This window comes from Pseudomonas sp. DrBHI1, from assembly GCF_002205115.1.
GTDB lineage: Bacteria > Pseudomonadota > Gammaproteobacteria > Pseudomonadales > Pseudomonadaceae > Aquipseudomonas > Aquipseudomonas mosselii.
The window spans coordinates 69,861-94,617 of the sequence record NZ_NIBE01000061.1 but is presented as its reverse complement, the minus strand read 5'-3'; the positions used below and the strand labels follow the sequence as shown (position 1 = coordinate 94,617).

The following is a 24,757-nucleotide window of genomic DNA, read 5'->3' as shown; positions in this document are numbered from 1 at the left end:
AGAGGCGCCAAAAGCGTCCGCCAGGATCGCCCCCGTTACCGGTCGGGCGACCTGTATTCAATACCGAGGTTAGCCATGTCCACCACTCCCGCCACCCCAAAGGTCGGCTTCGTTTCCCTGGGTTGCCCCAAGGCCCTGGTCGATTCCGAGCGCATCCTGACCCAGCTGCGCATGGAAGGCTATGAAGTCGTGCCTACCTACGATGGCGCCGACGTGGTGGTGGTCAACACCTGCGGCTTCATCGACAGTGCCAAGGCCGAGTCGCTGGAAGTGATCGGCGAGGCGATCAAGGAGAACGGCAAGGTCATCGTCACCGGCTGCATGGGTGTCGAGGAAGGCAATATCCGCGACGTGCACCCCAGCGTGCTGTCGGTCAGTGGCCCCCAGCAGTACGAGCAGGTGGTCAACGCCGTGCACGAGGTGGTGCCGCCACGCCAGGACCATAACCCGCTGATCGACCTGGTGCCGCCGCAAGGCATCAAGCTGACCCCGCGCCATTATGCCTACCTGAAGATTTCCGAAGGCTGCAACCACAGCTGCAGCTTCTGCATCATCCCGTCGATGCGCGGCAAGCTGGTCAGCCGTCCGGTCGGTGAAGTGCTGAGCGAGGCCGAGCGCCTGGTCAAGGCCGGCGTCAAGGAGATCCTGGTGATTTCCCAGGACACCAGCGCCTACGGCGTCGACGTCAAGTACAAGACCGACTTCTGGAACGGCCGCCCGGTCAAGACCCGCATGCTCGAGCTGTGCGAGGCCTTGAGCAGCCTGGGCGCCTGGGTGCGCCTGCACTATGTCTACCCGTACCCGAACGTCGACGACGTGATCCCGCTGATGGCAGCCGGCAAGATCCTGCCGTACCTGGACATTCCGTTCCAGCACGCCAGCCCCAAGGTGCTCAAGTCGATGAAGCGCCCGGCCTTCGAAGACCGCACCCTGGCGCGCATCAAGAGCTGGCGCGAGCAGTGCCCGGAGCTGGTGATCCGTTCGACCTTCATCGTCGGCTTCCCCGGCGAGACCGAGGAAGACTTCCAGTACCTGCTCGACTGGCTGACCGAAGCCCAGCTCGACCGCGTCGGCTGCTTCCAGTACTCGCCGGTCGAAGGCGCCCCGGCCAATGACCTGGGCCTGGATGAAGTACCGGACGACGTCAAGCAGGAACGTTGGGACCGCTTCATGGCCCACCAGCAGGCGATCAGCGCCGCGCGCCTGCAACAGCGCATCGGCAAGGAGATCGAAGTGCTGATCGACGAGGTCGAGGAGCAGGGCTCGGTCGGTCGCAGCTTCTTCGACGCACCGGAAATCGACGGCAACGTGTTCATCGACGGCGACCACGGCTTCAAGCCGGGCGACAAGGTCCGTTGCCGCATCGTCGATGCCGACGAGTATGACATGTGGGCCGAGCCCGTCTGAGCGATGCTCGCCTGAAGATACCCCGCCCACTGGCGGGGTATTTTTTTGCATCTATGTTTTCCTCAATGGCCCCGAGGATCACAGGATGTCGCCCACCGTCACGCTGCAAACGCCCCACTTGAGCGACTACCCCGAACTGGTGCGGGTGTGGGAGGCGTCGGTGCGCGCCACCCACGACTTCCTGCCCGACGGCTACATCGTGCTGCTGCGCGAGCATGTGCTGCGCAAATACCTCGACGCGGTGATGCTGGTCTGCTGCAAGGACGCCAGGCGACGCATCCTTGGCTTCGCCGGCGTGGCCAATGGCCGTGTCGACATGCTCTTCGTCGCGCCGCAGTACCGTGGCCAGGGTATTGGCCAACGCCTGCTGCGGCATGCTGTAAGAGAGCTCAATGCCGAACGCCTGGACGTCAACGAGCAGAACCCGCAGGCCCTGGGCTTTTATCTGCACGAAGGCTTCGAGGTGTACGGGCGCTCGGAAACCGACGGCCTGGGGCAGCCCTATCCCCTGCTGCACATGAGGCTGATTCGTACAACGTCCTAGGACAAAAGCCAAGGAAACCACCACCCCGCTCCGAAATGGCGCAAATGACATCGATTTGCAGCCGCTACCCTGCGCGGGCAGGTACAATGAGAGCTTTCCCTACCGCGTGATGCCCGTGTCCATGTCCGAACCCATTCGTCTCTCCAAACGCCTCATCGAACAGCTTGGCTGCTCCCGCCGAGAGGCCGAACTGTACATCGAGGGAGGCTGGGTCACGGTTGACGGCGAGGTGGTCGAACAGCCGCAGTTCAAGGTCGCCGGACAACGCATCGAACTGCTCCCGGGCGCCCGTGCCGAAACACTTGAACCGGTGACCCTGCTGCTCAATCAGCAGGCCGGACAGGACGTCGCCAGCGCCCAGGCGGGCATGAGCATGGCCAGTCTCAGCGAAGCGCACCGCGATGGCGTGCGCCCGCTGCACGGGCATTTCACCCGCCAGGCCTGTGTCGCCCCGCTGCTGCCAGGCGCCAGCGGCCTGCAACTGTTCACCCAGGACTGGCGGGTGACCCGCAAGCTCGACGCCGACCTGCGCCGAATGGAGCAGGAATACATCGTCCAGGTCAGCGGTGAAGCCAAGCCAGGCGCTCTCGAGCGCCTGGCCCGCGGTGTCGAGCGCAAGGGCGTCGAACTGCCGAAGGCCAAGGCCAGCTGGCAGAACGAACAGCACCTGCGCATGGTCCTGAAGAACCCGCAGCCCGGGTTGATCGAACAACTGTGCGAAACCGCCGGCCTCAAGGTCCTGGCGATGCGCCGCATTCGCCTGGGCGGCGTGTCGATGGGCAAGCTGCCAGTGGGCCAGTGGCGCTATGTGGCCGCTACAGAACGCTTCTAGGGTCTGTACGAAATGTGTCTGCGCGAAGGCCAGACAAGGAGAAACGGGGGGAAGCGGAGTGTACTGGAGTACATGAGCATTCCGAGCCCCGTTTCAACGCAGTATGGGCGAGTGCAGATACATTTCGTACAGAGCCCAGCATTACCGCCGCGCAAAGACTGACACGGCAACAGAACAGGATTCGCTGCAATGAACCACAACGATGTACTGCGCAGCCTGCGCTACATGCTCAAGGCCAACGACCAGAAGCTGGTCGAGATTATCAAGCTCTCGGGCCTGGAAGTTTCCGCCGAGGCCATCGCCGGCTACGTCAAGAAAGAAGAGGAACCTGGCTTCGTGCGCTGCCCGGAGAAGGTCATGGCGCACTTCCTCGACGCCCTGGTGATCCACCGTCGCGGTCGTGACGACAGCCGCCCACCGCAGCCGATCGAAGTACCGGTGACCAACAACACCGTACTCAAGAAGCTGCGGGTGGCCTTCGAGCTGAAGGAAGACGACCTGCACGCAGTGCTCAAGTCAGTCAATTTCCCGGTGTCCAAGCCCGAGCTGAGCGCATTGTTCCGCAAGGTCGGCCACGACAACTACCGGCCCTGCGGCGACCAGTTGCTGCGCAATTTCCTCAAGGGCCTGACCCTGCGCGTGCGCGGCTGAGCCGTGATGCAGCATAGCGTCTCGCCGGTCGGCATCGTCCGTTCCTGCTTCAAGGAAAAGTTCGCCATCCCGCGCCAGCCCCAGCTGGCGCCGGCCGCCCGTGGCGTGCTGGAGCTGCTGCCGCCCTTTGACCAGGGCGATGCCGTCGAAGGGCTGGAACAGGTCAGCCATGTGTGGCTGCTGTTCCTGTTCCACCAGGCACTGGAAGACAAGCCACGCCTGAAGGTGCGGCCACCGCGCCTGGGCGGCAACAAGAGCATGGGGGTGTTCGCCACCCGGGCCACCCACCGGCCCAATGGCATCGGCCAGTCGGTGGTGCGCCTGGAAGGCGTCGAACCGGGGCGTCTGCTGCTGTCGGGGATCGACCTGCTGGACGGTACGCCGGTGCTGGATATCAAGCCTTACGTGCCGTATGCGGACAGCGTCGCCGAGGCATCGAACCTGATGGCCAGTGATGCGCCGGAGCCGATCAGGGTGCAATGGAGCGAGAGCGCACTGCCACAGGCACACACCCACGCACTGCGCCTGGGCGAACCCTTGGTCGAGCTGATCGAGCAGTGCCTGGCCCAGGATCCACGCCCGGCCTACCAGGTGCCACCGCCCGAACGAGTGTATGGGGTGAAGTTCTGGGATGTGCAGGTGCGCTGGCATTATCCGCAGCCGGATGTGATTCGGGTGCTGGAGGTGACGCCGGAGTAATGGGGTGTCGATAAGACCCACATTCCAGGCATAAAAAAACGCAGGCCAAGCCTGCGTTTTTAATGCCTGCCGCTCGCCTTACTTCTCGACGAACGCACGCTCGATCAGGTAGTCACCTGGCTCACGCATGCGCGGGGAGATCTTCAGGCCGAAGCTGTCGAGCACTTCGCTGGTCTCGTCGAGCATGCTCGGGCTGCCGCAGATCATCGCGCGGTCGTCCTGCGGGTTGATCGGTGGCAGACCGATGTCGCTGAACAGCTTGCCACTGCGCATCAGGTCGGTCAGGCGCCCCTGGTTTTCGAAAGGCTCGCGAGTCACGGTCGGGTAGTAGATCAACTTGTCACGCACCGCGTCACCGAAGAACTCGTTCTGCGGCAGGTGCTCGGTAATGAACTCGCGGTAGGCCACTTCGTTGACGTAACGCACGCCGTGAACCAGGATCACTTTCTCGAAGCGCTCGTAGGTCTCCGGGTCCTGGATGACACTCATGAACGGCGCCAGGCCGGTGCCGGTGCTCAGCAGATACAGGTGCTTGCCCGGGTTCAGGTCATCCAGCACCAAGGTACCGGTAGGCTTCTTGCTGATGATGATCTCGTCGCCTTCCTTCAGGTGCTGCAACTGCGAGGTCAGCGGGCCGTCCGGCACCTTGATGCTGAAGAACTCCAGATGCTCTTCCCAGTTCGGCGAGGCGATGGAGTAGGCGCGCATGAGCGGACGGCCGCTGTCCTGCTGCAGGCCGATCATCACGAACTGACCGTTCTCGAAGCGCAGGCCCGGATCACGGGTGCACTTGAAGCTGAACAGGGTGTCGTTCCAGTGGTGCACACTGAGGACACGTTCGTGGTTCATGTTGCTCATCGATGGGGCTCCTGAAGGAAAACGCGGCGCGCGCAAGACGCGCAGTTGCGCGATAGTTTAGGGGCAGCGACAATATCTGTTAACTGAATTATCAAGATATGTGTTATCGGTTATATAGATATGCGATTCACACTCCGTCAGCTCCAGGTATTCGTCGCCGTCGCCCAGCACCAGAGCGTGTCCCGGGCCGCCGGCGTGCTGGCCTTGTCGCAATCGGCCGCCAGCACCTCGATCACCGAACTGGAGCGCCAGTCCAGCTGCCAGCTGTTCGACCGCGCCGGCAAGCGCCTGAGTCTCAATGCTCTGGGCCATCAACTGCTGCCCCAGGCCGTGGCCCTGCTCGACCAGGCCAAGGAGATCGAGGACCTGCTCAACGGCAAGTCGGGGTTCGGCTCGCTGGCCGTCGGCGCCACGCTGACGATCGGCAACTACCTGGCCACCCTGCTGATCGGCAGCTTCATGCAGGTACACCCGGAAAGCCAGGTCAAGCTGCACGTGCAGAACACCGCGCATATCGTGCAACAGGTCGCCCACTATGAAATTGACCTGGGTCTAATCGAAGGTGACTGCAACCATCCCGATCTTGAGGTTCAGCCCTGGGTGGAGGACGAGCTGGTGGTGTTCTGTGCGCCCCAGCATCCCCTGGCCAAGGTCGGCCATGCCGGTATCGAGCAGTTATCCCATGAAGCCTGGATCCTGCGCGAGCAGGGCTCGGGCACGCGCCTGACCTTCGACCAGGCCATGCGCCATCACCGTGCCAACCTGAACATCCGCCTGGAACTGGAACATACCGAGGCGATCAAGCGCGCCGTGGAGTCGGGCCTGGGCATCGGCTGCATCTCACGCCTGGCCCTGCGGGATGCTTTCCGCCGCGGCAGCCTGGTACCGGTGGAGACCCCGACCCTGGACCTGGCGCGGCAGTTCTACTTCATCTGGCACAAACAGAAGTACCAGACCTCGGCCATGCGCGAGTTCCTCGAACTGTGCCGCAGCTTTACTGCAGGCGTGCGGCGCAGCGACGAAATCGTGCTGCCGCCGATCGCTTGAAGGTTCAACCAAGCAGGATCACACCCCAGACCACCGCAACCATGCTCATGGCCACCAGCTGCGCGGCGCTGCCCATGTCCTTGGCGTTCTTCGACAGTGGGTGGCGGTCGAGGGAAATGCGGTCGATGGCCGCCTCCACCGCCGAATTGAGCAATTCGACGATCAGCCCCAGCAGGCACACGGCAATGAGGATCGCCCGCTCACCGCGGCTGACCGGCAGCCAGAAGGCCAGCGGCACCAGCACCACGTTGAGCAGCACCAGCTGCCGGAAGGCGGCCTCGCCCTTGAAGGCGGTGCGCAGGCCGTCCAGCGAATAGCTGGCGGCGTTGACGATACGTTTGAGGCCGGTCTGGCCTTTGAATGGCGACATGTGTGTCCGTCACTTCACCGGAGAAAGGCCCGAAGGCTAGTCCAGCCTGAGTCAAAAAAGCGTGAATGCACGGGTACTTAGCTGGCCGAAACCGATTCAAGTTGTTGCAACAGCAGCGCCGCCTGGGTCCGCGTGCGCACCCCCAGCTTGCGGAAGATCGCCGTCACGTGGGCCTTGATGGTCGCCTCGGAAACGTTCAGTTCATAGGCGATCTGCTTGTTCAGCAGCCCTTCGCAGACCATGGTCAGCACGCGGAACTGCTGCGGGGTGAGGCTGGCCAGGCCTTCGCTGGCGGCCTTGGCCTCGGCCGACACATCGACCTTGTCGAATGCCTGCGGCGGCCACCAGACATCGCCATCGAGCACGTTGCGCACAGCTTCCTGGATCTTGCTGAGCTCGCTGGACTTGGGGATGAAGCCGCTGGCGCCGAATTCGCGGGACTTGACCACGACGGCCGCCTCTTCCTGGGCCGAGACCATCACCACCGGGATCTGCGGGTACTGGCCGCGCAGCAGGACCAGGCCGGAGAAGCCATAGGCGCCGGGCATGTTCAGGTCCAGCAGGACCAGGTCCCAGTCGGCTTTCTCGGTGAGGCTGGTTTCCAGTTCGGCGATGCTCGCCACCTCGACCAGGCGCACGTCCGGGCCCAGACCGAGGGTAACGGCCTGGCGCAGTGCGCTGCGAAACAGCGGGTGGTCATCGGCTATCAGGATTTCGTATGTGGCCATCGATCTATGGATCCTGTTCTGTGCCAGGCGCAGGGGATACGGGAGACGCCTGGCGGGCAACTCATGGCGCGAACGGCAGGGCCGCGGGCCGGGATGGCACGGCAAAGTCCGGGATAACAGCAGCTTCGTCGTGCCCGAAGCGGCGCCAAGGATGCCGAGCACGCCCCGGGTGGTCAAGCCACTTGCCCGGTCGAACCCGCCTACCCTGGCTGCCAGCCCCGACAGTATGAACCAATCCGTCGCGCCTGCCCCTTGGACTATAGGAAGGTATGCAAACGCTGGTGGACCTCGTCCTGCTCGTCCAGCGGCAGGCGCCGCTTGCCACTGAGGTAGTGCAGGCTGAAGACGTCCAGGTAGGCGTCCAGGGCCTGCGAAGCCTGGCCGTCGCCGGCCAGTTCCAGGCACATGGCGGCCACTTCGGCGGTGCAGAAGTGGTCATCACGCTTGGAACGGCGCAGGCGGTAGCGCGACATCTGCTCGGGCTGCAGGCTCAGCACCGGGAAGCGATCGAGGTAAGGGCTCTTGCGGAACATCTTGCGCGCCTCGGTCCAGGTGGCGTCGAGCAAGATGAACAACGGGCGCTTGCCCGGCTCGCGCACGACTTCGCTGACCACCCGATCTTCCTTGACTAACTCGCCCGGAAAGACGATGTAGGGCTGCCAGCGGGGATCGTCCAGCAGCGCCAGCAGCCCCTCGTCCACCGAGGTGCGCAGCCAGCCGAAGGCCGAGGTGTCCTCGATCACATCGGCGATCAACCAACCGGTGTTGGTCGGCTTCAGCGGCTCGGTATCGTGCATCAGCAGGCACATGCCGGACTCGGCCGGCACCCGGGGTTTCCAGGCGCACAGGCAGTGCGTGGCGATCACCCGGCAATCCGGGCAACGCTCGGCGCGCGAGCCTCGGGCGACAAAGGGTTTGATGCTGCGCGCCAGGCGTTCGGCGCGTAGGCGCGCTACCGCGTGGCTCATGGCAGCAGGCCTTGGCAGGGAAGTGGGAGGGGCACGGCGACGACTCGATGAAAACAAGGCGCCCAGTCTACCAGAGCCCACGTCATTTGCCGTGCAGCCAGCGGCGCCGCTCCTTTATAATCGCAGGTCCTGGCGGCCTGGAAACCCTGCGGTTTCATGGAACGCCGCCCGTCGGCGCTGGTCAAAGCGCCAGTCATCGAACCAGGAGAGATCCATGCTGCGTCTTATCGTCCCGACCCTGAGCCTGCTGCTCGCCCTGCCCCTGGCCGCCCAGGCTGCGTCCAAGCAGGAATACGAGCTGAACCAGATGCTGCAGAAGGTCGCCAAGGAAAGCAGCGTCGGCACCCCGCGTGCCATCAACGAGGACATCCTCGACCAGGGCTACACCGTCGAAGGCAAGGCACTGGTCAATCACCTGAGCGTACGCCAGGAGCACGCCCAGCGCATGCAGGCCAATCCCGCGCAGGTTCGCAGCCAGCTGGGTGACAGCGTGTGCCGTAACAACGGCTACCGCCAGCTGATGTCCAAGGGTGCCGTAATGGTCTACCGCTTCACTGTCTACAAGACCAACCAGCCGGTCATGGACCAGGCCTTCGACGCCGCCAGCTGCGCGGCCGGCAACAAGAAGAAGTGATTCAAGCCAACTGATCGCTGTTACTGGCGCGCCGCTGCTCATCATCGGCGCGCAACTCGGCCAGCAGGGCCTGCAAGTAGCGCGAATGCGCCTCGGCCCCTTGCAGCCGGCGCAGGCACTCCCCCTCAAGACTCAGGTGATGAGCCTTGGCCTCGTACTCGAGCAACTGCAACAGTTGCCTATCCACCTCGATCACCAGCCGGTGCATACCGTCACCTCGCTGTATCGCTTCACTGCCCCCAGTTAATCAAAGCCCTGTCGTCACTGGCTTTCGCCTGACCGGCGGTAGTGCGCGCCTGTGGCGGCACAAAGCCGCGCCAGCGTCTAGATTGATATCGAGTACCCATAACAACGACAACGCGATGGAATTGCCACTGCAACATGGCCTTGAAGGCCTACTGCAACGCTCGGGGGGCACACTCGAGCCACAGCAGCCAGCGACACACGCAGTGTCGCGGCCGGGACACGCCATCGACCCGGTCAGAGGTTTTGCTGCAGAAGGAGACGTTGAATGCCTTACCAATCGAACGAGCTGCTGTTCAACCATTTCAGGGACAACGGCATCGACCTGAGCAAGATCGACGAACAACTGCAACTGGTCGCGCCGAACAGTCCCAACCTGCCGCTGTACCGCGACATGCTGCTGACCGTACTGCGCATGGCCCACGACGACCGCAACCGCTGGAACGCCAAGATCACCCTGCAGGCCCTGCGCGAGCTCGACCACTCCTTCCGCACCCTCGAGCACTACAAGGGGCGGCGCAAAGTCACCGTATTCGGTTCGGCGCGCACACCAATGGAACACCCCATGTACGCCCTGGCCCGGGAGCTGGGCGCGACGCTGGCGCGTTCGGACCTGATGGTCATCACCGGCGCCGGTGGCGGCATCATGGCCGCCGCCCATGAAGGCGCCGGCACCGACCACAGCCTGGGCTTCAACATCACCCTGCCGTTCGAACAGCACGCCAATGCCACGGTCAATGGCACCGACAAGCTGCTGCCGTTCCATTTCTTCTTCATCCGCAAGCTGTTCTTCGTCAAGGAAGCCGACGCGCTGGTGCTCTGCCCCGGCGGCTTCGGCACCCTCGACGAGGCGCTGGAGGTGCTGACGCTGATCCAGACCGGCAAGAGCCCGTTGGTGCCGGTGGTGCTGCTCGACTCGCCCGGCGGCAGTTTCTGGCAGGACGCCCTGGCCTTCATCAGCCGCCAGCTCGAAGAGAACCGCTATATCCTGCCCAGCGACCTCAAGCTGGTGCGCCTGGTGCACAGCGCCGACGAGGCGGTCGAGGAGATCAACCAGTTCTACAGCAACTACCACTCCAGCCGCTGGCTGAAGAGCCAGTTCGTGATCCGCATGCACCACCCCTTGAGCGAGGCGGCCCTGCATGATGTGGAAGAAGGCTTCGCCGACCTGCGCCTGAGCGGCAGGTACCACCAGCAACCGGACAGCGGCGCCGAACACGAGGAAGGCAACTTCAGCCACCTGACGCGCCTGACCTTTGCCTTCAACGGCCGCGACCAGGGCCGCCTGCGCGAACTGGTCGACTTCATCAATCTGCCGGAGAACTGGGCCAAACCCCAGCCGATGCACACCACCCAGCGCGCCCGGGAAGCCTTGCGGGTCAGCTGAACGCAAAATGCCCTGTACGGCTGACACGCATGGGTGTCAGCCGTACAGGGCATCAATAATCGTCGAGATCACGACCGCTGAGCAGCCGGCCGATCATGTCCATGGGGAAACCACGGTAGGCGAGAAAACGTGTCTGCTGCGCCCGGCTGCGTGGATCTTGCGGGCGTTGCCCGGCGAACTTGCGCTGCCAGACATCACGCAGTTGCGTCGCCCAGTCCACTTCGCTGTCGCGCAGGGCCTGGTCGATATCGCCACGGTTCAAGCCGCGTTGGCCAAGCTCCTCGCGAATTCGCGCGGGGCCGTAGCCGGCACTGGACCGGTAGCGGATGAAGCTTTCCAGATAGCGGGCCTCACTGAGCAGCCCTTCTTCGGCCAGCCGATCGAGCGCAGGCTCGATCAGCTCGTCCGGTGCGCCACGCTGACGCAGCTTGCGCGTCAGCTCGACGCGACCATGCTCGCGGCGAGCGAGCAGGTCCATGGCTGTCCGCCGAACGGCGACGGGGGTGTCGAGTACGACGGACATGGGGCCAATCAATAACCGGCGTCGGCGTCAGCCAGGTCGTCGGCATCGGCTTCGGCTGCACCGGCCTTGGCGGCAGCTGCTGCAGCGGCGGCGGCACCCGCGGTCAGCAGCTTGTCGCGAATTTGCTTCTCGATCTCGCTGCCAATGGCCGGGTTCTCTTGCAGGTACTTGGCGGCGTTGGCCTTGCCTTGACCGATTTTGTTGCCCTGGTAGCTGTACCAGGCACCGGATTTTTCCACCAGGCCTTGGGACACACCCAGGTCGATGATCTCGCCGTTGCGGTAGATGCCCTTGCCGTAGAGGATCTGGAACTCGGCCTGACGGAACGGTGGCGAAACCTTGTTCTTGACGATCTTGACGCGGGTTTCGCTACCGACCACTTCGTCGCCTTCCTTGACCGCGCCGGTACGGCGGATGTCCAGGCGCACCGAGGCGTAGAACTTCAGGGCGTTACCACCGGTGGTGGTTTCCGGGCTGCCAAACATCACGCCGATCTTCATACGGATCTGGTTGATGAAGATGACCAGGCAGTTGGCGTTCTTGATGTTACCGGTGATCTTGCGCAGGGCCTGGGACATCAGGCGGGCCTGCAGGCCGACGTGCATGTCGCCCATCTCGCCTTCGATCTCGGCCTTCGGCACCAGGGCGGCCACGGAGTCGACGATGATCACGTCGACGGCGTTGGAGCGCACCAGCATGTCGGTGATTTCCAGGGCCTGTTCGCCGGTGTCCGGCTGCGAGACCAGCAGGTCGTCGACGTTGACGCCCAGCTTGCCGGCGTACTCAGGGTCGAGGGCGTGCTCGGCGTCGACGAAGGCGCAGGTGGCGCCGTTCTTCTGGGCTTCGGCGATGACCGACAGGGTCAGCGTGGTTTTACCCGAGGATTCCGGGCCGTAGATCTCGACGATACGGCCTTTCGGCAGGCCGCCGATGCCCAGGGCGATGTCCAGGCCGAGGGAACCGGTGGAGATGGCAGGAATGGCCTGGCGCTCGTGGTCGCCCATGCGCATGACCGCACCCTTGCCGAATTGGCGTTCGATTTGACCCAGGGCCGCAGCCAAGGCGCGCTTCTTGTTGTCGTCCATTGAAATCCTCACGTGTTCGACGTGGCCCTGACGGCCGGAATAACTGTATAAGTAGCCAGTATTATTCCACAGCGATTCGTTTCCGCAAACCCCCGTCGGGCGATTTACTCCGCACCAAGCTGTAACAAGCCGTCTAACGCGGCGATCACCGTCTGTCGGCGCACCGCTTCGCGGTCGCCGTCGAAGTGCCGGCGCTCGCTGCTCACGTGGGTTCCGTCAGCCCAGGCCAGCCACACCGTGCCCACCGGCTTGGCCGGCGAACCGCCGTCTGGCCCGGCCACGCCACTGACCGCCACCGCGAAGCGCGCTCCGCTGGCGGCCTGGGCGCCCCGCACCATGGCCTCGACCACTTCCTGGCTGACCGCCCCCACCTGGGCGAACAACGCCTCGGGGACGCCCAACTGGCGGGTTTTCTGGGCATTGGAATAGGTGACATAGCCGGCCTCGAACCAGGCCGAACTGCCGGGGATGCGGGTGATCGCCTCGGCGATGCCGCCGCCGGTGCAGGATTCAGCGGTGCTCACCTGGGCGTTGAAGCGCCGCAGGTGTTCGCCCAGGCGGGCGGAGAGTACGGTGATCGGGTCCATGGCTAGCTCCTGGCAAGACTGCGCCCTACCCTACCACTCCCGCCCCTGCTGGCAAGCACTCAGGGCGACAGCGCACGGATATAGGCCTGACACGCCCGCAGGGCGATCAGTCCACGGTCGCCGTCGTCGGTGATGGCGACAATTCGTCGAGCATGCGCCGGGTCAAGTCTGGCGCGTACGGGGCCATGATCCACGCCGCTGGCGCCGGCGGCGGCAGGCACTGGGGCACAGGCGGTGTCGCGCTCGACCAGGACCGACAGGCGCAGATCGGCAGTAGCAAGGCGGTCACGCAGGCGAGCCTGAGTCTGTTGGGCATTGGTCAGCTCCTGGAAATGCTTCGTTTCACTGTCATGCAGGCGTTGTTCGAGGTCCTGGCGCTGATCGCGTTCGGCGAGCAGCAGGCCGTGCAGCGCCTCGGCCTGGTCAAGGCGCTGCTGCACCAGCGCCTGTTCCTGCTCGGCCAGCTGACGTCCGAGGCGCCAGCCCTGCAGCTGCCAGGCCAGTGCCGCGGACAACGCCATCAGCCCGAGGCACAGCGCCAGTTGCAGGCGGCTCAGCACAGCACCTCCCGCGCCCGCGTCCACAGTTCGAGGCGCTCCGACAAGCCGTTCAGGCCGCCGTTGATATGCCGGGTGATGCGGTTGAACTCGCCCTGGTCGGCCAGGGCGTTGAGCCCGCGCGAGTGCCAGAACCAGGCCGCCGATTCGCAGGCCCAGCGCGGCTGCTCGAGCATCTGCGGTTGCGCCAGCAGGCGTTCGTCGCCGAACAGCGCACGGCTGCAGGCCTGGTAGTTGTTGCGTCCGGTCACCTGGATCAGGCCACGGCCGCAATAGCGCTGGCCATCGCCGTCGGCTTCGGGCGTATTGCCCAGGCGCAAGGCCAGGCTGCCGGTGTCGTAGCGGGCCAGATAGCGGTCGCCGCCCAGTTCCTTGACGTAGCGCAGCTGACCGGACTCATGGCCGACCTGGGCCAGGAACGCGGCAATGCGTTTGGGGTGGTCGATCTCCCAGTTGGCCATGGCCGTGTTCAGCGCCGGCAGGAAGGCGGCGACGCGTTGGCCGGCGAGCGGGTAGATCTGCTTGAGTTGCTGTTCAGTGAGCGGCATCGGTGCATTCTCCATTGCGGTCTGATCGAAAGGCGGCCGGTGCCGCCTGTGGCTCGCTCATGGGCGATGGCTCGAAGCGCGTGGCTTTCACAGGATTCAAGGTATGGCGAGCGCCGCACCTGATCTGGAGCTCGGAAACAGGGTGATGCGGCCGGCTGACAGCGACTATAGGGAGCGCCACCGCCGGCAGGCATCGGGAAACCCTCACCGCCCTGTCTCAGGCCTTGAGCGAACCCGCCCGCCGAGGCGCGGAACCCTTGGCCTTGGCCTTGCCCTGGCGGCCGCCGTTGCACTGCACGGTGGTGCGCCAGCCGCTGCTGGTGAACACCTGCTCGACCGACTCGATCAGGTAGTGCCCATCGAGCCCAGCCAGGAAGCCCTGGACATCGATGGCGCGCTCGGCGAACAGGTCGGTGCGCCCGGGCATGTCCAGGCGCACGCTGGCGGTGTCGCGGTTGAAGCTGGCCAGCCGGGCGCGGGCTGCCTGCTCCGCCGCCGCGCGGTTGGGGTACAGGTGGCGGTCGGTGTAGACCGGCTGCAGGCCGTCCGGCGCATCGTCATTGACCAGTTCCACCGCCTGCAGGCGCCCGCTGGCGCTGTCCTGGTGGCGGGTCCTGACGGCCTTGTGGGTACTCTTGTCAGCCAGGCGAAACTGCCACTGGCTGACCTCGTTGCGGGCAATGCCGATCACCCCTAGGGGCTTGCCGCTGGCACTCTGACCGCCCTGGCGCGGCAGCACCAGCAGCTGACCGTTGGCGAGCTTGGCGGTGCAGTCGTGCAGGCGCGCCAGGCGGGTGATGAAGTTGAAGTCCGACTCGCTGTACTGGTCGACCCGCGGCACCTGCACGGCCACCGGGCACACCGCCTGCCAGCCATTGCGGGCACCGATCTCGGCGACGATGCGCTGCAGCGTCGCGTTCTCCCAGCTGCCGCTGCGGATGGTCTTGCCGCTGCCACGCAGGTCGCTGGCCTTGCCGCGGATCACCAGGGTGTCCGGCGGTCCGGACAGCTCGACCTCGTCCACGGTGTAGCGGCCCAGGCGGTTCAATGGCTGCCCGGCGTAACCCAGGTGCACTTCGAGCATTGCGCCCCTGGCTGGCAAGGCCAGGACGCCGTCCCGCGCATCGAGGCGCAGTTCGAACTCATCGGACTCCAGGCCCGGCTTGTCGGTGGTGCGCAGCAGCAGCAAACGGTCGTTGATCAGGGTGGTAATATCGTTGCCATCGGCGGTGATACGAAATTGGGGTTGCACGATTGAGGCTCCAGATCAGTCCCACAGTTGCACGGTATCGCTCGTCGTCATCGGCAGTTCCGGCAACAGGATCCTCACCCCGGCGCGAAACGGCTGCGCCTCGTCCGCCAGCCCCTGGTTGGCATCCAGCACGGCCTCGACCGTACCGGCCAAGTGGCCGTAGTAGTGCTGGCAGAGCGTATCGAGCAGGTCGCCCTCAGACGTTGTGCAGGTCTTGGCCATAGCTCACGAACTCCAGTGAAAACCCTTGTTTGCGCGGAATGCCGCCGGCCAGCAGGACGCTCTGCTCCTCCTCGATGCTGGTCAGGCACCAGGTGCCGAGCACCTCGCCGTAACCGGTGGTCAATGACAGCGGCAGCAGCTGGCGGCCGATGCTGCGCAGCGTCTGCAACTGGCCCAGGCCGCCCTTGAACCCGGGGAAGATCGCGCCACGGATGTTGATGCTCTCCTCGCCCAGGCTGACCGCCTGCTGGGCGTTCGCGCGGCTCAGGCGCTCCTGCCCGGCCCAGCGAAAGCGCGTCTGTCGGCGCAGCTGGTCGAAGGCGGCGGTGTCCAGGTTGAAGTAGTACGGCGCCGCGCCCGCCTTGAGCGGTTGCAGCACCAGCAAGTGCGGGAACGGCTTGACCGCTTCGGCGGCCGGCGTCGCCTCGGGCGCGAAACCCAGCGTCGACAGCACGCCATTGACGGTCGAGCGCACCTCCCCCACCACACGGCGAATCGCCGCACCGGCCTTGGCGGCATGGGCGGCGAAGCCGTCGATGCGATCACGCACCTGGCGCACCACCGCCACCGCCTGGTCGTACTTGGCCACCACCTTGGCAACCCGGGCCTGGGCGTTGGTGATTGCGCGCATGGTGCGCTGCAGCTTGGCCCCGATGATCGGGCCGACCACCGGCAAGCCTTCCAGCTCACCCACCGCGCCCTGTATATGGACGATCGCGTCGTTCATCGGATCGAGCATGGCGTCGGCACGCCGACGCCCTGCCTCTCCCGCCTTGACCAGGGCGTGCAGCGTGGCTTGCAGCTGCTCCAGATAGGTCATGGATCCTCCTTAAAGTGCGATATGTGGGGTGTCGGCCAACTGCGCGGAACGGGCCTGGCGCATGAGTTCCTCGAGCTGGCGACGGGCGATGGCCTCCAGCTGTTGCAACACCGAAGGGTCATCGAGGCTGTTGCTGAACGTGACCGGCATGTTGGCGGTGAAGGTGAATTGCTGGTTGATCGGCGCGGGCGGGACCGCTGGCGTGGCCGTCGCTACCGGTGGCGCGGGTAGCGGCGGCTGTGGCGCAGGGCTATCCATTACCCGTGCTGCCTCACCCAGGCCCGGCTTGGCGGCGAGCTCTTCCTTGCCCGAACCTAGCGCCTTGCCCAGCCAGCCACCGATGCTTTCACCACCCATGCTGCCCAGCACGCCACCGATCAGGCCGCCGATCGCGGTGCCGATCACCGGCACCACCGAACCGATGGCGGCACCTGCCGCAGCACCGGCCAAACCGCCTCCGAGGCCACCGACGGCGGTGCCATATCCCTCGAGTTTCTGCTCGGGGGGGGCGTCGCTGTTGTAGGTCTCGGCAAGTTGCAGGCCGGTGTCGAGCAAGTTGGCACCAGGAATGCGCCTGAACACTCGCCTTGCCACCGAGGCGCCGGCATTGCCGGCCACCGCCCTGCCCACCTGGCCCGTGAATGCAGTACTGGCGAGTCCGGCTGCGCTGGCTGCCGATGCGGCGGCTGGCGGTCTGTCCTGGACAGCTTCCTGGGCCTCGAAGAAGGCCGCCTCGTCCTCGGCTTCGTCGACCTCTTCTTCCTCCTCCTCTTCCTCCGGCTCCTCGGCATCGTCACCCGCTTTCGGCATGCGAGCGGCAGGAGTCTTTGCCTTGTCGGCAGGAGCGTCGTTGGCGGTGGGCTTGTCGGAGAACAATCCATGGAGCGTCTTGCCAGCCAGGCCGCCGAGACCTTCACCGATCATTTCGCCAATCTCACCGCCGTACTTCTGGATCCGCTTGTTCTTGGTCACACCTCCGAGCAGTTCCGCCCCAAAGCTTCCCAGTACACTGCCAAAAGCGGCGCCTACCGCCTCGGCCTGGTCCTCGCTCTTGTCCTTGAGCACGGCCAGGCCAAGCTTTGTGACGCCCTTGGCGGCGGCCTTGCCACCGTTCTCCCTGAGACCGCTGGTGATCTCGCTGCGTCGGTCGGGAGATTGCCCTTGGTAGGTCCGCGCGCCCCAGGCGGCAAACGCGGTACCGCCCAGTGCGCCTGCCGCGATCAATCCGCCCTTCACGATCTCCCGAGCGCCATTGGCGGGCCCTTCGGGGGGGCGTTCTTGCGTTGCAGCAGCGCTCTCGGGTGCGGCGCTTTGGGTCTGCTCTGACGGCGTGGCGGTCCCCTCGGGTGCATCGACAGAACGTTGAGCTGAAGCGTCAGCCGCGGCCTTGTCCTTGCCTGGTGCATCGTTGGCGGCGGGCGTATCGGAGAACCAGCCGAAGACTTTTTTGCCAAAAAATCCGCCGACACCTTCGCCGATCATTTCGCCGATCTCACCACCGTACTTCTGGATCTGCTTGTTCTTGGTCAGGCCGCCCAGGAGCTCCGCTCCCAGGTTGCCGAGTACGCCTCCAAGCGCTGCGCCTGCGGCCTCGGCCTTGTCCTCGCCCTTGTCCTTGAGCATGACCAAGCCAAGCTTGGTGAGGCCCTTGGCGGCAGCCTTGCCACCGTTCTCCTTCAAGCCCTTGGTGATCTCGCTTTGTCTTTCGGACGTTCGGCTTTGATAATACGAACGTGCTCCCCAGGCAGTGCCAGCGGCTACAGCGACAGTACCGGCACCGACCGCTCCAGCCTTGAGCACCGCCAAACCCGCATTCGCCGACTCCAGAGGCACACGCCCCTGCTCCGCGCTGCGCGCCTCGGGCGGATCACCCCGGGCCGGCCGTGGCGCGGGACTCGTCCCCTCCAGCAAGGCCGCCTTGCGCAGCTCCAACGTCGGGGCTGGTGACTCCTTGGCGGTGGGCGCGCTCGAGGCCACCGCCATCGCACGCAGTTCCAGCGGCTTGCGCCCAAGTGACAGGTAAAGCCTGCGCAAGCGCTCGACCTCGTTCCCCTCACGGCGTAATCGGTCGATCTGCGCCTTATGTGTCCATGCCTGGTCGTTATCCAGCTGCCTTTCGGCCTGGCCCACCTTGTCCAGCTCGAGCCCCAGGCGGATGACCTCGCCGATCAACCGCCCGAGCCGGGTACCGTCCGCTTGCCTGCGCAGGCGCTCGACCTGGCCACGCAAGCTGTCGACGGACCTGCCCAATGCCTGGTCGCTGGTGACGCCGAGGGTGAACACCTGTGTGTTCGCCATGGCTTGCTCCTTGTCACTCCGCCAGCCACCAGACCATGTCGCTGTACGACATGGTCATGATTTCGCTGGCGGAAAAGTTCAGCTCCTTGGCCAGCCGCCTGGCGGCGGCCTTCTGCCGGGCAGGGTCAAACCTCGTCGTCCTGCACCAGGCGAAAATAGCCAGTCTGCAGGCGGCTGTAGTCCTTCAGGGCCAGGCCCTCGAGGTCCTTGACGCCAACCTCGGCGAGCGAGGCGAACAGGTTCAGTTCGCGCTGCTCGTCATCGCCCACGCCACCGGCCTGGGCATTGCGGATGTCGCGCACGGTCGGTGCGCGCAACGACAGGCTGTCGACCTGCACACCGTTGGCCTCGCTGGGGCGCGACAGGCGCACGGTCACGCGCTCGGCGTCGACGGTCAGCCATTGCGGCAATTTTTTCGCTTGAGCCATCGAGCGTTCTCCTTAAAGACCCAGGGCGGCGCGCTGGGCGGCCAGTTGGTCGACGCCGTCGATCACCCGCTTCATGCCCAGGGCGTCGATTTCGTAGACCAGGCGGCCATCGACTTCGAGCTTGTAGTAGGTGACAGCGACGCTGTGCTTGATCTCGGCCTTGTCGCCGGACTTCCAGTCACCCATGTCGATCTCTTTCAGCGAACCGCGCAGGGTGACGATGACCGGGTTGATCTTGCCCTTCAGGCCCTTGAAGGCGCCGCGGAAGGTGCCGTTGAAGGCGGTGCCGTCGGCCAGGCCGAAGAACTTCAGCGACTCGCGGCGCACGCCGGTGGTGGTGAAGGCGGCTTCCTGCTTCTCCATGCCCTGGTCCATCTCGACCGGCATGTCCATGCCGCCGGGGCGGTGCTCTTCCATCTTCAGGGTGAGCTTGGGCAGGGTCAGGCTGGGCACGTCGCCCTGGAAGCTGACGCCATCGACGAACAGGTTCAGGTTGGCCAGTGTTTCGGGAATCATTGCCATGCGGATGCGCTCCTTAAGCGGCGGAATCGAGGACTTCGGTCAGCCACTGGTTGGTGACTTCGACGCGGAAATTGGGGTTTTCGGCAGGCGGCACATCGGTGAAGCGGATGTTCCAGTACACCTTGCCCTGCTCCAGTTGGCTGGCGGTGTTCAGTTCCGGATCGGCGAAGACCTCGAAGTTGATGATCGCGCCCTGGTTCTTCAGGTCGCGCATGAAGGCCTGCAGGCCTTCGGTGACGTCCTTGACGTAGGTGGCGGTGATGGAGCGGTCGACGGCCCACTTGTGGCCGTAGAGGATCGCGTCCATGACAATGTCCATGGTCCGTACGCGGGTGACGAAAGCCCATTTCGGGTCGCTCGACAGGGTGCGGTTGCCCCACAGGCGGAAGCCGTCGTCGCGGATGATGGTGGCGATGTTGGCGTTGTTCAGCAGGTTGGCGCGGCAGGTGTCGTCGCCGTCGAGGAACTCCACGGCGCGGGTGGTGCCGGTGATGCCGACGAACTCCTTGTTCGAAGGCGAAGCCCAGAAGCCGTACTCGCGGTCGGTGAAGGCGAACAGGCCGGCGACCCAGGCCGACCCCGGCGCGTCGACGGTGACCTCTTCGGCGTTGTCCCAGTAGCGCACGCCCGGATCGACCAGGAAGGCGCGCTTGGCGCCGAAGTTCTTGGCGTAGGCGATGGCCGCTTCATCGGTGGTGTTGGGGCCGTCGATGATGGCGATGGCGCGCAGCTTGTCGGCCAGGGCCACCAGGGCGGTGCCGACGGCCTGGGTGGCGCTGTGCTTGGGGGTGACCAGCAGGCGCGGCTGGGCGTTGAAGCGGCTCTTGCCGTCGAGCAGCGCCTGCAGGCCGGTGCGCTTGCCGTCGGCCAGCACGTTGCCGATGATCGCCGAGGTCTGCTCGGCGGCATCTTCGAGCTTGGCCACGCCGCAGGCGACGATGACCGCCTTGGCGCGGCTGTAGATGGCGCGGCAGGCCTTGGTGATCGCCGCGTCCTGGCCGAACGCCGCGACCGCTTCGCGCTCGCTGGTGATCAGGATAAGGTCATTGGCCTTGGCGGTGACGCCCGGGCCTTCGGTGAAGGTGTCGACCAGGCCGATGATCGAGGACGACGGCAGCGCGATGCTGCGGGCGCCGGTGTCGACGTTGGTCACGGTGACGCCGTGGAAGAATCCACTCATGTAGGTTTACTCCAGGAAAAAAGAAAGCCCCGCGAGTGCGGGGCCAGGATGGGAGCCGGTCCTGACAGCGTTCAGGGCCGGAGTAGAACGAAGTGAAGAAAGCGAAGACAGTCCGCCTAACCCGCTTCAGATCAGCTTCAAACGTCCAGGGTAGGCAGTGCTGCGGGGTCTTACCGTCCCCCAGTAGATTGCATTCGTTTCCGTCTGAGTGGCGCCGACGTAATAGATTGCGCTGGTGAAACCATCACCTTTGTCGACCCCAACCTCAGCCAGATTGCCGATACCCTGAACGGCAGGCGCACTGGCATTGTCACCGGTGATTTTTGTCCCCATGCGCCAACTGGCGGCAGTACGGCCAGGATCGACCCCCCGTCCCTCATCGAGCATGCGAAGAAATTCGCCGCGAAAATCCGGAATGCGGAACGTCGAAGTGCCGTCACCACGAGTCCAGGCACCCTCCATGCCAGCACGCTGCGCTTCATCCACAAGCATTCCCGATTGCTGAGCGTGGTCCCATAACCAGGGCCAGTCGCCACGCCCCAGCAACCGAGCGTCAGGCCGCCCCCAGCCTCCTGGGTTGGAGGCTGTAGTGGTTTCAAAGGCGATACGTCCCAGCGGCGTATTATCGAACCGGTCAAGCAGCAGCCAGCTACCAGCGCCATCACTGCGCAGATGCCAGAAATCACCGCCACCCAGCACCATGCAGAAAGGGTAACCTTCTGGACGCAGGTGCATATGGAACTTGATTTTCTCACCGCTGGCGGCGTAGACCAGCAAGGCATTGGCGCTATTGTCGACGCGCTGTACCCGCACATCCATGATGCGGTTGGCCTTGGGCAGGGTGATCATGGTCTGGCCTGCCGAAGCGTCTGCCAGCAGAAATCCGGTTTCGTGAGGCTCCAGCACCTTGTTGGCACGGATGACCGAATTGTTGAGACCTTGTACCGAGAGCATACCGCTCTCGATGGCTGCAAGCACTTCACTGCGGCTCATGCCGACCTCCCTGGCTGCACAAGAAATTCAGGCGCCATGGGGCGATGTTCGATCTGCGGAAATTCACTGGCCTGAGGCCAATCACGCAACGCCTGGATATAAGCCATCAGTGCGCTGTACTGCTGCGCATCGAGCGTCATGTCGATGCCCAGCTCCACCTGATCGCGGTGTCGGTCCCGCAGCCAGGCCATCTCGGCCAGCTCGGTGTCACGCCACACGCGGTCATCGCTCTGCCCTACAGGGAGCCGTTGGTTTAGAAACGCAAGGTAACGTGGGTCATCATCTTCCACTTCCACGATGCCCGACCAGAACTCAGGTGATTGAGGGCAGGCAAAGACACTTGTCACTTCCCCATCCAAGATACTCAAGTACTTCATATGCGATACCCCGTGATATAGACGCTGTACTCCGGCGTACCCTGTGTCTGGTTGACAGTGGTCATGTACATGAGCTGGCGCGTAACGAGCGGCAAGCCTTCGAACATGATGGAACTGGCACCGTTCGCCGGAAGAGTCGCGGTGTTGCGTTTGATGCCTATGCCATTGGGTGTTGCGTACAACTCGATGGAGATCGCGCCCGCCTGAGAACTTCTGACCGAGAACAACCCCTCGGCCGATACTGCGTTGGGAGGCACGGAGCCTACCAAGGAGACCGGTGCCATGCTGACGGCAGCGGTCCCCAGGTAGGGTTGAGTGGGAGCTGGCGCAACCAGGCGTCCGCGCACCACCACTGGGAGCATTCTCCCGGCGCCATCCGTTGGCACTACTGCCACCAGTGCCGAGGCGCTGAAACCTCCAGAAGGCCATGGTCCGGCAAAAACCTCGGCAGCTATCTCCCTGCTGGCATTCACCGCTACCGCTGCGGTCGTTTTGGCTTGGGAGTTGTGCAACACATAAATGGCCACATAGCCGTTGGCAGGCGCAGTGCCGGTATTCATGCCGCCGGCACCGACCGTGCCCAGGTTCAACGGCACAGAGACGTTCGCAACCGACCAGCCGGCGCCACCCAGAGCGTTCTTGACCACCAGTTCATCTGCCTGAACAGTTGCCGTGGCAGATGCCGAAGCGATCTCCATGCGCACACCGCGCGCCTCGCCCACGGTCGCCGATGCCTTCATCAGCGCCTTCGCTTCGGCAATAAGCGCGGCAACGTCGGCATGGCCCTGGTTAACCGGGGTGCTCCACGCCTTTATGCACCACATGACTGCCAGGTTGCGTGGGCGAGTCTCCTCACCTCCCGTGGAGGTAAGGTTTGTGAAGTTGGTACCTGTAGCGACTCCACCAGCATCAGCGCCGACAAAAAACGGACCGCCGGTGTTATCCACAACATTGGATGCCCACATGGGGGCCCCGTGGCCATGGCTCTTGAAGGCATCAAGTTGGCTGCTACCAAGCTCACGCCCAACATCAACCCCTCGCCCATGATCCCAACCACGCAGGAACTCTCCTCGCGAGTCCGGCAGTCGGAAGTAACCCGCCGGCTCATCCCCTTTGTTGAAGGAGCCAGCCAGATAAGCGGCCAAGTCTGGGAAAACCGTCGAGCTCTGCACGCTACCGTCAACCTCCAAAAACCCCGGCGACACCGTGCCCTTGGGGAACGGCAACATACTGCCGACTGGCAGCGCCGAAGCTGTAGTCAGCAGCGCCTGGATTTCGGCTTTGGTGTAGGTGTTGGCCGCTGAGAACGAGCTGAATGCCAGGATCTCGACCCCCTCGCCAAGGCTGCACGGTGCCTTGAAGGTGATCTTCAGGCCATCGGACAGGTAGTCGGTGATCTCACGGCCATTGCGCAGCACGATGGTGCTGCCGACGGTATGCGCCAGGTTGAAGACGGTCTGGCCGACCGACGCCTCGAACGAGAAACGCTCGAACGCCTTGCTGGCACCGACACCACCGCCGAGCTGGAAGCAGGTTCCGTCGTAGTTCAGGTCGTACAGGATACCGCTACGGATGTCACCGCCTACCAGGTCGACCAGGCCGGCATTGCCGGACTTCTTCACTGCCACAGCAGCCAAGCCATTGATACGCACCGTCACGGCGCCGGTGTTGGTGGCGCTGGCCTGGAACTGGAAGCGCTGGCCAGGGGCATAGGCTGCCAAGGCCGACTCGCCGCTCTTGAGCTTCAGGGTCAAGGCATCGGCGGTCCCGGTGGCAGCACCAAGCCAGGCCAGCGGTCCGACGTCCTTGGCCGCGTCGGCACGGCGCAGGTACTGCGGGTGCGGGTCGGCTGCCTCCAGGTGCGTCTTGAGTTGGTTGCGCGCATACAACTCGGCGGCTTCGCGGGCCTTGTCGACGTAATCGCGAGTGGCCAAGACGATGCTTGGGTCGACCTTCAGCGTGACGTTGGCGACATTGCCGAAAACCACGTGCATGCGAATGGTCTGGGTACGTCCGGAACCTTGCGCCAGCAACGGCTTGTAGCTGGGCGCCGGCTTGGCCACGGCGATGAAGTTGCCGTTGGCATCTTCCAACGCCAGCTCGCGGATCCACCAGCCGCCGGTTTCCGGCGGCAGGACCAGCTCGGCGACCAGCACGCCGGGATCGGCAGGCGATTGATAGAGGGCGTTCAGTTGCGCCCGGTAGACCTGGCGCACCAGCGCGGTCTGGATAGGTTTCGGTGTAGGGTCCGGCGTTTGCGAAGGCTCGCCACCGGCATCACCGATCAACATGTGGGTGATGTTCCAGGGCAGCCCCAGCACGGCGGTGTTGGCCTGCTGGGCAATGCCCACGTTGGTCAGGAACCCACCGAATTGCGTGGTTGAGTTAGCCATTGAGGTAGATGTCCAGTATGTCCAGAGTTTGGTCGCTCACCAGGTTGTAGGCGCCCACATGCACATCGATGTCCGATGCCTGCCAGGGATGCACCTCCAGCAGCTCACCTTCATAGAGAGCAACAGCCTGATACGCGGGGATGAGGCTTTCCAGGCTGATGTCGAGGCCGACCAGATGCCGGCTTACCGGCTTGGCGTCCTCGATCAGGCGGGTAAGCTCCTGGTAGGTCTGTTCGTCGATGCCGCTGTCCGCCACCCCGACCTTCAGGGCAAAGGTCCCCGGTACGCCGGCAGGCTGGGTCTGCCACCATTCCTGCACCTCGATGAGGTAGCCGAATGGCTCGACCACACGCCTGAGGGCGCCGAGGGTGCCCTTGTGGGCATGGACGAAGAACGCCGAGCGGATCACCGAGCGCTTGATCGCCTCGCTCCAGCTGTCGTCCCAGCGGTCCACCGACCAGGCCCAGGCCAGCTGGTAGAGCAGGTGCGCCGGGCAGGTGTCGGGGTTGTAGAGGGTGCGCAACGTGACCTTGAGGTCCTCGTCGGCCGCCACCTCGATGGCCCGCTCCAGCGGCGTGCGGTTGAGCGGCAGAAGGCTCTGCAT

At 64.4% G+C, this 24,757-nt stretch carries 29 protein-coding genes; 8 read left to right on the top strand and 21 right to left on the bottom strand.

Annotated elements, in window-relative coordinates:
• The first annotated feature begins 75 nt into the window (after positions 1-75).
• The 5 genes from rimO to tsaA all read left to right on the top strand — a co-directional run bounded on the left by rimO (position 76) and on the right by tsaA (position 4,133).
• Positions 76-1,407 (top strand): 30S ribosomal protein S12 methylthiotransferase RimO, encoded by a 1,332-nt coding sequence (rimO, locus tag CC207_RS13975; protein WP_050704462.1) that lies wholly within the window; start codon positions 76-78, stop codon positions 1,405-1,407.
• An 85-nt stretch (positions 1,408-1,492) separates the two neighbouring features.
• Positions 1,493-1,951 (top strand): GNAT family N-acetyltransferase, encoded by a 459-nt coding sequence (locus tag CC207_RS13970; RefSeq protein WP_088852271.1) that lies wholly within the window; start codon positions 1,493-1,495, stop codon positions 1,949-1,951.
• A 121-nt stretch (positions 1,952-2,072) separates the two neighbouring features.
• Complete coding sequence (locus CC207_RS13965; protein ID WP_088852270.1) at positions 2,073-2,783, top strand: rRNA pseudouridine synthase; 711 nt, start codon at positions 2,073-2,075, stop codon at positions 2,781-2,783.
• A gap of 189 nt (positions 2,784-2,972) precedes the next feature.
• Positions 2,973-3,434, top strand: a complete 462-nt coding sequence (locus CC207_RS13960) for a DUF1456 family protein (protein WP_088852269.1) — start codon at positions 2,973-2,975, stop codon at positions 3,432-3,434.
• Between the two features lie 6 nt (positions 3,435-3,440).
• Positions 3,441-4,133 (top strand): tRNA (N6-threonylcarbamoyladenosine(37)-N6)-methyltransferase TrmO, encoded by a 693-nt coding sequence (gene tsaA, locus CC207_RS13955; protein WP_062361257.1) that lies wholly within the window; start codon positions 3,441-3,443, stop codon positions 4,131-4,133.
• A gap of 78 nt (positions 4,134-4,211) precedes the next feature.
• Here tsaA and fpr read toward each other — a convergent pair whose 3' ends face one another.
• Positions 4,212-4,991 (bottom strand): ferredoxin-NADP reductase, encoded by a 780-nt coding sequence (fpr, locus tag CC207_RS13950; RefSeq protein ID WP_028690607.1) that lies wholly within the window; start codon positions 4,989-4,991, stop codon positions 4,212-4,214.
• 120 nt (positions 4,992-5,111) lie between these two features.
• Between fpr and finR the strand changes: the two genes are divergently transcribed.
• A complete protein-coding gene (gene finR / locus CC207_RS13945; protein WP_028690608.1) occupies positions 5,112-6,038 on the top strand; it encodes a LysR family transcriptional regulator FinR in 927 nt (308 codons plus the stop codon).
• A gap of 4 nt (positions 6,039-6,042) precedes the next feature.
• Here finR and CC207_RS13940 read toward each other — a convergent pair whose 3' ends face one another.
• The 3 genes from CC207_RS13940 to CC207_RS13930 form a co-directional block, all read right to left on the bottom strand.
• Positions 6,043-6,408, bottom strand: coding sequence for a diacylglycerol kinase (locus CC207_RS13940; protein WP_028690609.1), 366 nt, complete (start codon positions 6,406-6,408; stop codon positions 6,043-6,045).
• Between the two features lie 77 nt (positions 6,409-6,485).
• Positions 6,486-7,136, bottom strand: a complete 651-nt coding sequence (gene erdR / locus CC207_RS13935) for a response regulator transcription factor ErdR (RefSeq protein ID WP_028690610.1) — start codon at positions 7,134-7,136, stop codon at positions 6,486-6,488.
• A 257-nt stretch (positions 7,137-7,393) separates the two neighbouring features.
• Entirely contained in the window at positions 7,394-8,104 is a 711-nt protein-coding gene (locus tag CC207_RS13930; protein ID WP_088852268.1) for a tRNA-uridine aminocarboxypropyltransferase, read from the bottom strand.
• Between the two features lie 214 nt (positions 8,105-8,318).
• Here CC207_RS13930 and CC207_RS13925 point away from each other — a divergent pair, with 214 nt between their 5' ends.
• Entirely contained in the window at positions 8,319-8,738 is a 420-nt protein-coding gene (locus CC207_RS13925; protein WP_028690612.1) for a quorum-sensing-regulated virulence factor family protein, read from the top strand.
• Between the two features lies 1 nt (position 8,739).
• Here CC207_RS13925 and CC207_RS13920 read toward each other — a convergent pair whose 3' ends face one another.
• Complete coding sequence (locus CC207_RS13920) at positions 8,740-8,946, bottom strand: hypothetical protein (protein ID WP_028690613.1); 207 nt, start codon at positions 8,944-8,946, stop codon at positions 8,740-8,742.
• A 303-nt stretch (positions 8,947-9,249) separates the two neighbouring features.
• Here CC207_RS13920 and CC207_RS13915 point away from each other — a divergent pair, with 303 nt between their 5' ends.
• Positions 9,250-10,368 carry an LOG family protein gene (locus tag CC207_RS13915; RefSeq protein WP_028690614.1) on the top strand — a complete coding sequence of 373 codons (1,119 nt, stop codon included), beginning with the start codon at positions 9,250-9,252 and terminating at the stop codon, positions 10,366-10,368.
• A gap of 52 nt (positions 10,369-10,420) precedes the next feature.
• On the opposite strand, the gene recX is transcribed toward CC207_RS13915, so the two are convergent.
• From recX to CC207_RS13835, 16 genes are all read right to left on the bottom strand, one after another.
• Positions 10,421-10,891: a recombination regulator RecX gene (gene recX, locus CC207_RS13910; RefSeq protein WP_028690615.1), complete on the bottom strand. Its 471-nt coding sequence runs from the start codon at positions 10,889-10,891 to the stop codon at positions 10,421-10,423.
• An 8-nt stretch (positions 10,892-10,899) separates the two neighbouring features.
• Positions 10,900-11,976 carry a recombinase RecA gene (recA, locus tag CC207_RS13905; RefSeq protein WP_028690616.1) on the bottom strand — a complete coding sequence of 359 codons (1,077 nt, stop codon included), beginning with the start codon at positions 11,974-11,976 and terminating at the stop codon, positions 10,900-10,902.
• A gap of 104 nt (positions 11,977-12,080) precedes the next feature.
• Positions 12,081-12,563 (bottom strand): CinA family protein, encoded by a 483-nt coding sequence (locus tag CC207_RS13900; protein WP_088852267.1) that lies wholly within the window; start codon positions 12,561-12,563, stop codon positions 12,081-12,083.
• A 59-nt stretch (positions 12,564-12,622) separates the two neighbouring features.
• Positions 12,623-13,084, bottom strand: a complete 462-nt coding sequence (locus CC207_RS13895; protein WP_051555675.1) for a lysis system i-spanin subunit Rz — start codon at positions 13,082-13,084, stop codon at positions 12,623-12,625.
• A 32-nt stretch (positions 13,085-13,116) separates the two neighbouring features.
• Positions 13,117-13,668 carry a glycoside hydrolase family 19 protein gene (locus CC207_RS13890; RefSeq protein ID WP_062361266.1) on the bottom strand — a complete coding sequence of 184 codons (552 nt, stop codon included), beginning with the start codon at positions 13,666-13,668 and terminating at the stop codon, positions 13,117-13,119.
• Positions 13,669-13,885: 217 nt separating this feature from the next.
• A complete protein-coding gene (locus tag CC207_RS13885; protein WP_088852266.1) occupies positions 13,886-14,920 on the bottom strand; it encodes a phage late control D family protein in 1,035 nt (344 codons plus the stop codon).
• Positions 14,921-14,935: 15 nt separating this feature from the next.
• On the bottom strand, positions 14,936-15,142 hold the full coding sequence (locus CC207_RS13880) for a tail protein X (protein ID WP_028690634.1): 207 nt from the start codon (positions 15,140-15,142) through the stop codon (positions 14,936-14,938).
• Positions 15,117-15,962 carry a phage tail protein gene (locus tag CC207_RS13875; RefSeq protein ID WP_028690635.1) on the bottom strand — a complete coding sequence of 282 codons (846 nt, stop codon included), beginning with the start codon at positions 15,960-15,962 and terminating at the stop codon, positions 15,117-15,119. The genes CC207_RS13880 and CC207_RS13875 overlap by 26 nt, the downstream gene beginning before the upstream one ends.
• A 9-nt stretch (positions 15,963-15,971) precedes the next feature.
• Positions 15,972-18,260 carry a hypothetical protein gene (locus tag CC207_RS26770; RefSeq protein ID WP_028690636.1) on the bottom strand — a complete coding sequence of 763 codons (2,289 nt, stop codon included), beginning with the start codon at positions 18,258-18,260 and terminating at the stop codon, positions 15,972-15,974.
• A gap of 125 nt (positions 18,261-18,385) precedes the next feature.
• Positions 18,386-18,688 carry a phage tail assembly protein gene (locus CC207_RS13865; protein ID WP_028690637.1) on the bottom strand — a complete coding sequence of 101 codons (303 nt, stop codon included), beginning with the start codon at positions 18,686-18,688 and terminating at the stop codon, positions 18,386-18,388.
• A 12-nt stretch (positions 18,689-18,700) separates the two neighbouring features.
• Positions 18,701-19,210: a phage major tail tube protein gene (locus tag CC207_RS13860; protein WP_023628885.1), complete on the bottom strand. Its 510-nt coding sequence runs from the start codon at positions 19,208-19,210 to the stop codon at positions 18,701-18,703.
• 13 nt (positions 19,211-19,223) lie between these two features.
• Positions 19,224-20,390, bottom strand: a complete 1,167-nt coding sequence (locus CC207_RS13855) for a phage tail sheath family protein (RefSeq protein WP_088852265.1) — start codon at positions 20,388-20,390, stop codon at positions 19,224-19,226.
• Between the two features lie 126 nt (positions 20,391-20,516).
• Positions 20,517-21,383 (bottom strand): phage tail protein, encoded by an 867-nt coding sequence (locus CC207_RS13850; protein ID WP_088852264.1) that lies wholly within the window; start codon positions 21,381-21,383, stop codon positions 20,517-20,519.
• A complete protein-coding gene (locus tag CC207_RS13845) occupies positions 21,380-21,760 on the bottom strand; it encodes a phage tail assembly chaperone (RefSeq protein ID WP_088852263.1) in 381 nt (126 codons plus the stop codon). The genes CC207_RS13850 and CC207_RS13845 overlap by 4 nt, the downstream gene beginning before the upstream one ends.
• On the bottom strand, positions 21,757-24,153 hold the full coding sequence (locus CC207_RS27625; RefSeq protein ID WP_088852262.1) for a phage tail protein: 2,397 nt from the start codon (positions 24,151-24,153) through the stop codon (positions 21,757-21,759). The genes CC207_RS13845 and CC207_RS27625 overlap by 4 nt, the downstream gene beginning before the upstream one ends.
• On the bottom strand, positions 24,146-24,757 hold the full coding sequence (locus tag CC207_RS13835; protein ID WP_050704440.1) for a phage tail protein I: 612 nt from the start codon (positions 24,755-24,757) through the stop codon (positions 24,146-24,148). Before CC207_RS13835 ends, CC207_RS27625 begins: the two co-directional genes overlap by 8 nt.